This is a genomic window from Sphingomonas crocodyli (assembly GCF_004005865.1).
In the GTDB taxonomy this organism is placed as follows: Bacteria; Pseudomonadota; Alphaproteobacteria; order Sphingomonadales; family Sphingomonadaceae; genus Rhizorhabdus; species Rhizorhabdus crocodyli.
The window spans coordinates 1,066,065-1,078,398 of the sequence record NZ_SACN01000001.1 but is presented as its reverse complement, the minus strand read 5'-3'; the positions used below and the strand labels follow the sequence as shown (position 1 = coordinate 1,078,398).

At 65.0% G+C, this 12,334-nt stretch carries 11 protein-coding genes; 9 read left to right on the top strand and 2 right to left on the bottom strand.

The genetic code is table 11. The features are described 5' to 3' along the window. Positions 1–53: 53 nt before the first annotated feature. Entirely contained in the window at positions 54–707 is a 654-nt protein-coding gene (locus tag EOD43_RS04960) for a TetR/AcrR family transcriptional regulator (protein WP_164857102.1), read from the top strand. 129 nt (positions 708–836) lie between these two features. Here EOD43_RS04960 and EOD43_RS04955 read toward each other — a convergent pair whose 3' ends face one another. Then, a complete protein-coding gene (locus EOD43_RS04955; RefSeq protein ID WP_127741640.1) occupies positions 837–1,706 on the bottom strand; it encodes an amidohydrolase family protein in 870 nt (289 codons plus the stop codon). A gap of 108 nt (positions 1,707–1,814) precedes the next feature. On the opposite strand from EOD43_RS04955, the gene EOD43_RS04950 reads away from it, so the two are divergent. The 3 genes from EOD43_RS04950 (at position 1,815) to EOD43_RS04940 (ending at position 4,612) form a co-directional block, all read left to right on the top strand. Next, positions 1,815–3,467 (top strand): class I adenylate-forming enzyme family protein, encoded by a 1,653-nt coding sequence (locus EOD43_RS04950; RefSeq protein ID WP_127741638.1) that lies wholly within the window; start codon positions 1,815–1,817, stop codon positions 3,465–3,467. Continuing rightward, a complete protein-coding gene (locus EOD43_RS04945; RefSeq protein ID WP_127741636.1) occupies positions 3,464–3,865 on the top strand; it encodes a nuclear transport factor 2 family protein in 402 nt (133 codons plus the stop codon). Before EOD43_RS04950 ends, EOD43_RS04945 begins: the two co-directional genes overlap by 4 nt. Positions 3,866–3,931: 66 nt before the next feature. Continuing rightward, entirely contained in the window at positions 3,932–4,612 is a 681-nt protein-coding gene (locus EOD43_RS04940; protein WP_127741634.1) for a hypothetical protein, read from the top strand. A 101-nt stretch (positions 4,613–4,713) separates the two neighbouring features. Here EOD43_RS04940 and EOD43_RS04935 read toward each other — a convergent pair whose 3' ends face one another. Next, the gene (locus EOD43_RS04935) at positions 4,714–5,994 is read right to left on the bottom strand and encodes a spinster family MFS transporter (protein WP_127741632.1); all 1,281 of its coding nucleotides are present in this window, start codon (positions 5,992–5,994) and stop codon (positions 4,714–4,716) included. A 188-nt stretch (positions 5,995–6,182) separates the two neighbouring features. On the opposite strand from EOD43_RS04935, the gene EOD43_RS04930 reads away from it, so the two are divergent. The 5 genes from EOD43_RS04930 to EOD43_RS04910 all read left to right on the top strand — a co-directional run bounded on the left by EOD43_RS04930 (position 6,183) and on the right by EOD43_RS04910 (position 12,326). Further along, positions 6,183–7,985, top strand: coding sequence for an acyclic terpene utilization AtuA family protein (locus EOD43_RS04930; protein ID WP_127741630.1), 1,803 nt, complete (start codon positions 6,183–6,185; stop codon positions 7,983–7,985). Positions 7,986–7,991: 6 nt separating this feature from the next. Next, positions 7,992–8,813 carry a Coq4 family protein gene (locus EOD43_RS04925; RefSeq protein ID WP_127741628.1) on the top strand — a complete coding sequence of 274 codons (822 nt, stop codon included), beginning with the start codon at positions 7,992–7,994 and terminating at the stop codon, positions 8,811–8,813. A 70-nt stretch (positions 8,814–8,883) separates the two neighbouring features. Continuing rightward, a complete protein-coding gene (locus tag EOD43_RS04920) occupies positions 8,884–9,735 on the top strand; it encodes a TauD/TfdA dioxygenase family protein (RefSeq protein ID WP_164857101.1) in 852 nt (283 codons plus the stop codon). Positions 9,736–9,744: 9 nt separating this feature from the next. Beyond that, positions 9,745–10,962 carry an amidohydrolase family protein gene (locus EOD43_RS04915; protein ID WP_127741624.1) on the top strand — a complete coding sequence of 406 codons (1,218 nt, stop codon included), beginning with the start codon at positions 9,745–9,747 and terminating at the stop codon, positions 10,960–10,962. A 41-nt stretch (positions 10,963–11,003) separates the two neighbouring features. Beyond that, entirely contained in the window at positions 11,004–12,326 is a 1,323-nt protein-coding gene (locus EOD43_RS04910; RefSeq protein ID WP_127741622.1) for a spinster family MFS transporter, read from the top strand. Positions 12,327–12,334: the final 8 nt, after the last annotated feature.

Below are 12,334 nucleotides of genomic sequence, written 5' to 3'. Positions count from 1 at the left end.
ATTTGGGGGCGCGGCGCTTTACTTGTCCACTGCCGAACCGATACAGAAATTGCATGACAGCCGCCGCACCGGCCCAGATTGCGAAACCACGCCGCACCCAGCAGGAGCGCCGCGCCCAATCCGAACGGCGGATCGTCCACGCCGCTTTGATGATGATCGCCGATCGCGGCATCACGCGCACGACATTGGCGGAGGTTGGCGAGGCCGCCGGATACAGCCGCGGCCTTCCCGCGCATCTGTTCGGCAACAAGGACAATCTGCTGCGCGAATGTTTGAAGCGGCTGATCGTCGATTACTGGATCGAATCCCTGCCCCCGCCGCCCGCCGATCGTGCGCTGGCCACTTTGTCGGATGCGATCATCCGCTGGATCGACCATTTCGACACGCATCCCGAATATGCGCGGGCCTATTATCTGTTGCTGATGGAGGCGAGCTTCGCGGAGACCGAGCATCGTTCCCCCGAACTCAGCATGCTCGCCCGCGAAGTCTCCCCCGGCGGCGAAGCGCGCTTCCGCGCCTATATCGAGGCCGGTCGCGCGGCGGGCGAGATCCGCGCCGACATCGATGTCGGTTTCCAGGCGCTCGCGATCCACGAAACCCTGCGCGGCCTGGGCCTGCGCTGGCTGATCGACCCCCACTCGGTCGACCTGAAAGGCTTCGGCACCGCCTTCGTGGCGGACATGCGCGGGCGGCTGACGGCAAAGTAGATCCTCCCCCGGCGGGGGAGGTGGCGCGCCGAAGGCGTGACGGAGGGGTATTGGCCGGCAGTGATGCCCTCGTGAGTAGCTACCCCTCCACCACGCTTCGCGCGGTCCCCCTCCCCCTCCGGGGGAGGACTAAATTTTCAGCACCCGCGCCGCATTCCCCGCCAGGAACTTCGGCCACACCTCGTCCTTGAACGGCACGCTCTCCAGCTCGGCGAAGATGCGATCGAGCGACAGGCCCGCCGGGAAATATCCCGCATAGATGATCTTGTCGCTCCCACGCGTGTTCGCGAAGTCGATGATCGCCTTGGGATAATGTTTCGGCGCGAAGGCGCTCGTCGAATAATGCAGCCCCGGATATTTGAGCATCAGCTTGACCGCCAGCTCCTCCCACGGCTCCGCCCCGTGGCGCATCACGAAGGTCAGTTCGGGGAAGAACCAGCAGATCTCGTCGATCAGCTCGACCCTTTGCGTATCCAGCGGAATGCGCGGCCCCGGCACCCCCGCATTGACGAAGATCGGCAGACCGAGTTCGCAGGCGAGCGTGTAGATCGGGTACATCGGCTTGTCGTTGATCGCGACCTGCGGATAGGAGCCGGCCGGAAAGAAGCTGAGCGCGCGCAGGCCATATTCGGCGTGGAGCTTCTTGAGCCGCCGTATCTCCTCGACCCCATTGTACGGATTGACCGAGGACTGGAACACGAAGCGATCGGCATATCGATCGCGTATCTCGGGATAGCGGATCGCATCGCCCACCGGGATCAAAGCCGTCCCGATATTGTGCTTGTCCATCGCCTCAACCACGCGCGCCACGAACGTCGCCGGATCGCTGCCCAGATCGGGAATGCCGCGGAACATGTACTGCGCGGGCATGTGAAACGCGTCGAGGCTCTCGCGATCGCGCTGGAGCGCACGCAGCGATCCGTAACGTTCGGCATCATGCTGATCCCACGGGATGTTCACATGGGTATCGATCACCCGGATATCGCGCGGCATCGGCATGGTCTAACCCTCCCCTCATGGTGGTAGCCGGTTCGCGCCGACTCACTTACTTATCGACGACATAGTAACTTCAAAGAGCCGCTGCAAAAGCATGGCCGAAGGAGAGGGATGATCCATCGCTGCATCGATCCGGTGGCGCTCGCGCTCACCGCGCCCGACGGGCCGTTTGCGCTCATCGATACGCCCCACGGCCCGCGCTTCCGCGATCATCCCCATACGATCACCGGCGTCCTCCAGACCGCGCAGGCGCATGGGAGCCGCCGCATGGTCGAGGCGGCGGGGCAGACCCACAGCTATGACGACGTCTTCGCCCGCGCAGGCCGGATCGCCCATGCTCTCCGCGAGGATTACCACGTCCAGCCCGGCGACTATGTCGCGCTGCTGATGACGGCGGGGGTCGATTGGATGGCGAGCTTCATCGCCGTCATCGCAACCGGAGGAGCCGCCGTCCTCGTCAATACGCGCTGCGTGGCGGAGGAGATGGCGCATGCGATCGCGAAAGTCGGCGCGCGCATCCTGATCGCCGATCCCGAACGCACCGCCATCATCCGCGCCGAGGCGGACGCCGCCGGCTGGCGCATCGTCGAGCAGGCCGATCTCGCTGCGATGGCCGCCGGCCCCGATCATGCGCTCGCGTGGGGCTTGCGGGGGGAGGCCGATCCGGCGGTCGTCCTCTTCACCTCCGGCACCACCGGCTTCCCCAAGGCGGTGCGGATCGATCATGGCGCGATGGCGCATGTCGTCGCGCTCGCGGGCATGGCGGGCGAAATGCAGGACCGCCGCTTCACGATGGAGAGCGGCCGCGCGGTCGCCCCCGAACGCGGCTCGGCCTGCTCGGCGACCGTCATCGCATCGCCGATGTTCCATTTCTCGGGCGTTATGCCGTTCCTGCGCGGCGCCTATTTCGGCGCGCCTCTGTTCGTCCTGCCCAAATGGGACGTCGAGACCGCCTACGACCTGATGGAGCGCGAGCCGCTGACCCGCCTCGCCTTCGTACCGACGATGCTCACCGATCTGATGGCCTCCCCCCGCGCCGGCCCCGACAATCTGGGCGCGATCATGGTCCTGTCCAACGGCGCCGCCTCGCTCGATCTGCGCACGGTCGAACGGCTGCGCGTCGCCATGCCCGACGTGATGGTCGCCAACACCTACGGTCAGACCGAAAGCGCGGCGTGGATCTCCACCATCTGCGGCGCCGATTATCTCGCGCATCCGGACTCGGTCGGCTACGTCCTGCCCTCGGTCGAACTGCGCATCGTCCGCGACGCCGACGGGCAGGATGCGGCGCCGGGGGAACATGGCGAAATCTGCGTGCGCGGCCCGCACATGATGAACAGCTACGTCGGCGATCCGGCCGCGACGGCGGAGACGATCCGCGACGGCTGGCTGCGCACCGGCGACAATGGCTGGGTCGATGCGGACGGCCGCCTCTACCTCGCCGATCGGCGCAAGAACATGATCATCTCGGGCGGCGAGAACGTCTATTGCGCCGAGGTCGAGCGCGTCCTGGGCGATCACCCCGCCGTCGCCGAAGTCATCGCTTATGGCCGCCCCGACGACCGGCTGGGCGAGCGGGTCGAGGCCACCGTGGTCCTGCGCACCGCCGCCGATCCGGAAGACCTGCGAACCTACGCCCGCACCCGCCTTGCCGGCTATAAGGTGCCCAAGATGATCCACCTGCGCGACCTACCCCTCCCCCGCACCCCGACGATGAAGATCGATCGCGGGACATTCCGGCGCGACCTGGAGACGAACTCTTGAGCCCAGAAACCCAAAACGCGGCCAACAAGCAGACCGCAATCGCCTTCCTGCGATCGATCAGCGCGCGCAATCCGGACATGGCCATCGCCGCGCCCGATTTCAGCTTCTGGATGCCGACGCGCGGCCTGCTCGACAAGGACACCTTCCTCAAGCTCTCCGCCGGCCTCCAGTCGATGCTGGCCGAACCGATCACGTTCGACATCGCCCACGTCACGGCGGAGGAGGATCGCGTCTCGATCGAGGCGGTCGGCACCGCGACCCTGATCGACGGCGTGCCCTTCCGCAACGATTACCACATCCTGTTCCTGATGCAGGACGGCAAGGTTCTCCAGATGCGCGAATATAACAACTCGATCGTCGGCGCCGAGGCCTTCGGAAAGAAACGCCAACCGGCTTGACATTTTGCCTATTTGGTTATAAATGAGCGTTTGCGTAGTTTAAAGACCTGCTATCGGAACGCTAGTATGGGCAATATATGGCAGCCAATTCAGAAGCCGGTTCTTGCTGCAGTCGGCGCGGTGTTACTGGCCTCTCTGGGGTGGCTTACAAAAACCGCATTGGATGAAGCAAGGGCTGCATACGGATGGGAAGTCCTACCCATAATAGGATCGGCACTCACGTTGTTCCGGATAGCAACACTCGGCATTGCCGGGGCAGCGTGCGCAGTCGCCTTCGGCAGCGTTGTCTGGTGGTATTTTCAGCTGGAAGACGGAGAGATTATCCCCACGGCGACTAACTTCAGTGGCGGCCCTATCGGGCGGCCACCACGAGAAGCCAAGCGGACTTATCTCGCTACCACCGTGCGGCCGCACGATATTTTCGTGAGGATGAACGACCGCACTCCGATGCAAATCACTTCGTTGGTGAAGCCATATATCGGGAAATGGATGCGACTTCGCGGCACTGTAGCGGTCGTGATGGATGTCAAATACGAGATACTCGTGACATTGCAGGCCGGCATCAGCGTCACCCTTAGCTTTCGCGCCAAGGACTGGAGAGATCGCTTCTTTGGCGTCAATGAAGGGGACGAAATAACTTTCTCAGGCCAAATCATGCAGATCGCGTCATCCATGCTCATATTCAGGCACTGCGAGATTATCGACGAAGACAGGGATGACGTCATCCCACTATTGCCGGGAAACTAGTCCAGCTTTTTCACAGGCTTCTGCTTCGAAGGCGACGCAGAGGGAGAATTTGCGGGAAAAACCAAAGGCCACAAAAGCCGCAACCATTGTGGCTTTCACCGTTACACAGTCGCCGCAGCCACCTTCCGCCGGTCGATCGCCGAACCGAAGAAGAAGCACAAAACGCCCGCCAGATAGAACAGGTTGAGCGTCAGCATCGCCCAGCGCAGCGAATGTTCGCCGCCGTAGAGGTCGCTCAGCACGCCGACGACATAGGGCCCGCCGCCATAACCGAGCAGGTTCGCCATCACCATCTCGATCGCGATCACGGTCCCGCGATAGTGTGGCGGGGTCAGGTTCAGGAGGGCGGCATAGCTGATGCCGAGGAAGGCGTAGCAGAACAGGCTGTATCCCATGATCGCCGCGATCGTCATGCCCACCGTCGCGGCCAGCACCGCCCATACCGAGAACAGGCCCGTAATACCGGCGGCAACCGCGCACAGGAACATCATCCGCCCCGGATCGCCCTTCGCCAGCCGATCGGTGATCGTGCCGGTGAAGATCAGGCCGATCCCCCCGCACACGCCCGATCCCAGCGCGATGACAAGGCCCGCCTGCTTGATGTCCAGATCATGCTCGCGCATCAGGAAGGGCGCGAACCAGCCGAGCACCCCGGTATTCGCCGCCGCCAGCAAAGCCGCGCCGACGATGATGCACATCACCCGCCCGTCGCGCCCGATGAAGCCGAAGGCATCGGCCAGCCGCCTTTGCCAGTTGCCCGAAAAATCGAACTTCTTCGCCTCCTGCGCCCCCCGTTCCGGCTCGCGCAGGAAGAAGAGATAGGCGATGGCGAGCGGGATGCCCGGCAGGCCGGCGGCGACGAACGCCATTCGCCAGCCATATTCGGCGACGATCCACGCGCCGACCAGGAAGCAGAGGAACGAGCCCAGCGAAATCCCCGTCTGGAAGATCGCCACCGCGGTCGCGCGCCGTTCGCGCGGGAACATGTCGGTGATCATCGATACTGCGGTCGGCGATGCCCCCGCCTCCGCCGCGCCCACCCCGATCCGCGCGAGCAGCAGGTGCGCATAGCTGTTCGCCAGCCCCGCCAGCGCGGTGAGCGCGCTCCACAGCGCCAGCACGATCGCGAGCAGATTACGCCGGCTCATCCGGTCGGCGAGCAGGCCCAGCGGGATCGCGGTGATCGCATAGACCATCCCGAAGGCAAGGCCGGTCAGCATCCCCAGCTGGCTGTCGGTCAGCCCGAACTCGGCCTTGAGCGGCTCGATCACCAGCGAGGCGACCCGCCGGTCGATCTGGTTGAGCGTCATCATCGCGGTGAGCAAAGCCAGGCCGAACCAGGCGCGGCCGCGCGACATGGATGGGGTGTGATCGGGCGTCATGGCTCTCCGTTCGATACGCTCTGCGGCGGCTCTCTTGGGAACGGAGGCTATGGGGTGCAGGCCCTGCGCACAATTACCGAAAAGACAAGGCGGGCATGCGCAAAATCGAAGCGCCGCTTGCCCAATCGGCAGTGGCACCCCGCCCCGCCCCCGCTTAGGCTTGGCCCCAAGAAAAAGAGAGGATCAGCATGACAGACCGCATCGTGCGGATCGGGGGCGCGAGCGCCGCCGCGAACGACACCGCCTTGGGCGTCACCCAATTCCTCTCGGCCGAACCGCGCATCGATTACATGGTGTTCGATCTGCTCGCGGAGTCCGTGGTCGGCCGCATGGGCCGGATGAAGCTCGCCGATCCCGATGCGGGCTATGTCGCACCTTTCATCGATCGGATGATCGGCCCGCACCTCCGCGCAATCCACGAACGCGGTATCCGCGTCATCGCCAACGCCGGCGGGGTCAATCCGGCGGCATGCGGGGCGGCGCTGCGGAAAGCGATCGCGGCGGCGGGCGTGCCGCTGACGGTCGCGGTGGTCGACGGATCGGACCTCAGCCACGTTCTTCCCCAGTTGCGCGACACGCCGGAGATGTTCACCGGCGCGACCCTGGGCGACGCGCTCGACCGCGCCGATCCGGTCCTCGCCTTCACCGCCTATCTCGGCGCGCTGCCGATCGCGAAGGCGCTGGCCAAGGGCGCCGACATCGTCATCACCGGCCGCATCGTCGACAGCGCGACCGCGCTCGGCGCGCTGATCCACGAATTCGGCTGGGATCTGGACGACTTCGACAAGATGGCGGCGGGCACCCTCGTCGGCCATCTGATCGAGTGCGGGACGCAGGTGACGGGCGGCACATTCACCGATTGGCGCGCGGTGCCCGACTGGGCGAACCTCGGCTATCCGATCGCGGAGTGCCATGCGGACGGCAGCGCGGTCATCACCAAGCCTGCCGGCACCGGCGGCCTCGTCTCGGTGGGCACCGTCGCCGAGCAATTGCTCTACGAGGTCGAGGACGCCTCGGCCTATCTCGTCCCGGACGTCGCCTGCGATTTCAGCGGCGTGACGCTCGAACAGATCGGCCCCGATCGCGTCCGCGTCTCGGGCGCCCGGGGCCGATCGCGCCCGTCGACCTACAAGACATGCCTGACCTACGACTATGGCTGGCGCGCCATCTACGCGATCCCGATCGTCGGGCAGGAGGCAGCGGCTAAGGCGACCTATCTGGGCGAAAGCCTGATCGCCCGCACATCCAAGATGCTGCGCGACCGCAACTGGGGCGAGTGGACCCGCACGTCGATCGAGGCGATGGGCAGCGAGAGCAGCTACGGACCGCACGGAACCGGCGGCGGCATCCGTGAGGTCGTCGCGCGCTTCGCGGTCGAGCATGAGCGGCGCGAGGCGGTCGAGATGTTCATGGCCGAAGCCTCCGCCTCGCAGATGGTCGTCGCGGGCGCTTCGATGCCGCTCACATCCTCGGTCGCGATGGTCCAGCATCTGCAGAGCGTGCTGGTCGACAAGAGCCACGCCACCGTCACCCTCGAATATGACGGCGTCACCGAGGAGGTGCCCGTCCCCACCGACGGCGCCTTCGATCGCGCGAGCATCGTCCGCACCGCCTTCCCCCAGCCGCAGGGCGAAGCGGGCGCGACAGTCCCGCTGTCGAAACTCGCGTGGGTGCGCAGCGGCGACAAGGGCGACCTCTTCAACCTCGCCGTCATCGCGCGCGATCCGCGCTTCGTCCCCTGGCTCGCCGCGTCGATGACCGAGGACAAGGTCGGCGCCTGGTATGCGCATCTGACCGCCAGCGGAGAGGCCGTCCCCGCCGCACGTCACTATGTGCCGGGGCTCCACGCGCTCAACTTCCTGATCCGGGACTCGATGGGGGGCGGGCTCGCCGCCAACATCCGTTTCGACAGCCCCGGCAAGGGCAATGGCCAGATGATCCTCGATTTCCCCGTGGCGGTGCCGCACGCGCTCGCCGCAGAGCTGGGCTGACGCGATATGGACAATCTCGATTACCTCCTGACACGCGTAAAAACGCCCGAGACGAGCAGCAGCGTGCTGATCTCATCCTCGCCTTTCCTCAATCATGCGGGGCTGCGCGATTGGGTTGCGACCCATTATCTGCGCAAGAACGGCCCCGATCGCGGCAATGAAGGCGACACCGCCGACGGCCTGATCCCCGCGCTCAACAGCATGACCGACGTTCCGAAGATCGAGCGGCTGATCGAGGAGGAGCGCGAGAAGAACCCCGCCTTCCGCGACTGGGTCGACGAAGCGTATATCGCCCCGCATTCGGCGGAGTTCTTCAAGGGCTATCCGGAAGGGAGCTTCGGCCACCGATATTGGAGCGTGATCGACGGCGGCTATCAGCCGAACCTCGCGCGCGAGATGATCGTGCCCAAAAGCCGCTACGAGTTCATCCGTTTCCGCTTCGGCCAGATCCACGATTTCGAGCATCTGATCGCGGGCGGCGGGTTCAACACTTTGGGCGAACTGATGCCCTATTTCGTGCGGCTGTCGAACGTCCACCGGCATCTCTCGCCCGAACTGGCGGGGGAATTGACGCGCTTCTACGTGCTGGGCGGCTATCGTTTCCCGGTGCGCGCGGGGCTGCACTATCCGCAGATCTATACGACCGTGCTGGAACTCCAGATGCGCGGGATTCGGATCGGGCTGGAATCCGATCCGATCTTCATGGCGAAGTTCGAGGACGTGCTGCACCTACCCCTGCCCGAGGCCCGCGCGGCTTTGGGCGTCCGCCATGCCGAGGATCTGGATACCGAGGAGGCTTCGCGCATCTTCGACGATCGGGGCGATTGATAACCTGACGTTATCACCACTCGACCAGACGATATTGGATCGCCCCAACGGCAAGGCGCAGGATCATGGCATGAGCAACATCGCCACCCTCGCGGCGCCGCGCGCCAGCACAGTCACCATCGAGCCGACCGGCGAAGCCTTCGGCGCGATCGTCCACGGGATCGAATGGGGCGAACCCGACGAGGCGACGGTGTTCGAAATCACCCGTGCGCTGCGTCGCCACCTGCTGCTGGTGTTCCGCGGGCAGGAATCGCCCAGCCACGATCAGCTCGACACCTTCTTCCGCCGCTTCGGGCGGCTGATGTCCGAAACCTATGACGGCAGCTTCCACTACAGCACCTTCAGCGCGGACGAGCAGGAGCAGATCCACCGCACCGATCACTTCAACTATGTCGTGAACACCGATGAAGGGCAGACCGAACTGGTCTGGCATTGCGACCATTTCCAGCGCCCGCAATATAAAGTGCTGAGCGTGCTGGAGGCGATGGAGTTCGGCCAGGGCGCGGTGCCGACGATGTTCCGCGACATGTACACCGCCTACGAAATGCTCCCGTTCGAAAAGCGCGGGCCGCTCGAGCACAAGCAGACCGTCAACCTCGATCCGCGCAAGCGCGACCTGACCAAATGGCCGCGCCTTGCGGATTCGATGCACCCTGTCTTCGCCAGCCACCCGCACAGCGGCCGGCGCACGCTCTACGTCAACGAGTTCACGCACCGCATCGCCGGCATGCCGATGGAGGAGAGCGACGCCGTGATCGCGGACCTGCTGGCACATGCCGAACGCACCGCGCCCACCTACACCCACAAATGGCAGGTGGGGGACATCTGTATCTGGGATAATGTCGGCCTGCAGCACCGGCGCGACGCGATGGAGTCCGGCGTGCCGAGACGACTGCGCGTCTATGAAGGCGTGGCGGAATAGGAGGGCGACATGGCAGACATCGACACCCTCCCGCATCCCGTTCCCGAGCGTCTGCGCCGCTACATGGGCGCGATCATGGATGCCGACGCGCACGAATATACGCCGGTCAACATGTGGGAGGAGCAGTTCGGATCGGTCGTGCGGCCGTTCGTCGACGCGCATCTCGACAGCAAGATGCCGATCCGCGCGCATGTCGATGCAGACGACGCGCCGATCGACGCCGATCAGGTGTGGAACACCAAGTTCGCCAAGGCCCCCGGCGCGTTCGACTTCGATCGCCGACTGGAGGTTATGGACTATACGGGCGTGCGCCGGCAGCTCATCTTCCCCGGCAGCGTGGGTCTCTACGGCGCGAGCTTCTTCTTCCGCGCCGAAGGCTTCCCCGACATGTATCGCGGGATCACCGGCGACCGGAAAGCCTACGCGCTGCAGATGATCCGCGCGCATAACGACTTCGCACTGCGGGTCGCGCGCGCCAGCGATCGGCTGCGCATGGTCGCCGTCGCGCTCGCCCCCGATGTCGACAGCCTGATCGCCGAAGTGAAGCGGCTGATGGACGGCGGCGTGCGCGCGGTGTGGTTGCCCAGCGCAGCCCTCCCCGGTGGCGTCTCGCCCGCGCATCCCGATCTGCATCCACTCTGGGACATGCTGCAGGCCGCCGACGCGCCGGTCCTCGCGCATGTCGGCGCGGACTTCGAGTTCCTGACCACCGCCAAGTGGCGCGACGCGCCGGCCTTCGTCGGCTGGAAGGCGGGCGAGGAATTCCAGATGGACCCGTGGACGCTCTCGACGCTCCATCTGCCCGTCCAGAACTTCCTCGCGACGATGGTGCTGGGCGGCGTCTTCGAAGCCTTCCCCAACCTGCGCTTCGGCGCGTGCGAGGTGACGGCGCAGTGGGTCGGCCCGCTCGCGCAGAATCTCGATTTCTGGCACGCGAACAGCCGCAAATTCTCGTTGGGCAATATGGAAGGCGCGCTGCCGATCCGGCTCCAGCCGTCCGACTATATCCGCCGCAACACGCGCTTCTCGATCTTCGATATCGAGCCGGTCGATACCTATATCGAGCAGTTCGCCATGCCCGAACTCTATTGCTACGCCAGCGACTATCCGCACCCCGAGGGCGGCCGCGCGCCGATGGCGGACGTGAGCGGCAAACTGGCCAAGTTCGACGAGAGCATCACGCGCAAGGTGTTCGTCGAAAACGGAAGCTGGTTGCTGCCCGACTAATACCACCACCAAGCCCCGACAGAGGGCGTACAGGAGACGATATGAGCGACGGAGAAGGGGCACAAAATCGCGCGGGACCGCGCGCCTGGTGGGCATTGGCGGTCCTCACCCTTCTCTACACCATGTCGCTGATGGACCGGCTGGTCATCGCGTTGATGTTCACGCCGATGAAGGAAGATCTGGGGATCAGCGATTTTCAGCTGGGCCTGATGCACGGCCTCGCCTTCGCCTTGTTCTTCGTCGTCTTCGGGATGATCCTCGGCTGGGCGTCGGATCGCTATTCGCGGCGCTGGCTGATCTTCGTCGGGGTCAGCATCTGGTCGGTCGCGACCGCCTTTTGCGGGCTGGCCGCGACGATCTGGCAACTCGTCCTCGCGCGCTTCGCGGTGGGCGCGGGCGAAGCGGCGCTCAACCCCTCGGCTTATTCGATCCTGAGCGACGAATTCCCACCCGCCAAGCGCGGCCTCGCCTTCTCGGTCTATGGCGCGGGAAGCCATGCGGGCGTCGCATCCTCGCTGCTGCTCGGCGGCCTGCTGTTCGGCCTGCTCCCGCGCCATTTCGACATGCCGTTCGTCGGCGAAGTCGCGAACTGGCAGGGGATTTTCATCTTCCTCGGCCTGCCTGGCATCCTGATCGGCTGCCTGATCTGGACGTTGCGCGATCCGCCGCGCCGCGAATGCCTGGACGAAGCCAAGCCCGACTGGCGCGAGGCTCTGGCCTTCGCGAAAGGGCGCTGGCGCTTCCTGACCGGCCATTTCCTCGGCTTCGCTTTGCTGAGCGCGATGGCGAACGGTTACAGCGCGTGGACGCCGAGCTACCTCGTCCGCAACTTCCACCTGACCTTGGGCGAAGCCGCGACGATGATGGCGAGCATCTCGGTCGCCTTCGGCATCCTCGGCACGATCGTATCGGGCATCGTCGCGGATCGGATGATGGCGAAGGGGCGGCAGGACGCGCACGTCCTCCTCTTCGCGATCATCGCCGCGGTCCAGATCGTGATCCTCACCCTCGCCGCGCTCGCACCATCGATCGTCCTGCTTGCCATCTGTCAGGCGGTGTTCGTGTTCCTGACCGGCTTTACCGGCGTCGCGGTCGCCGCGATCCAGCTGACCACGCCCAACCAGTATCGCGGGCAGATTTCCGCCGCTTATCTCTTCGTGTTCAGCCTGCTGGGCTACGGGGTCGGCCCCACGTTGATCGGCGCGATCGCGACTTACGGATTTGCGGATGATCTCAAACTCGGCTGGGCGATTGCGGTGGAGGGCTGGATATTGCTGCCGATCGCGGTGATCGCGCTGGCCAGTGCAATGCGGCCGATGCGCAGCGCGATGTCCGACGCGCTCGAATGGCGCGCCACGCTCTGACGAAAGGC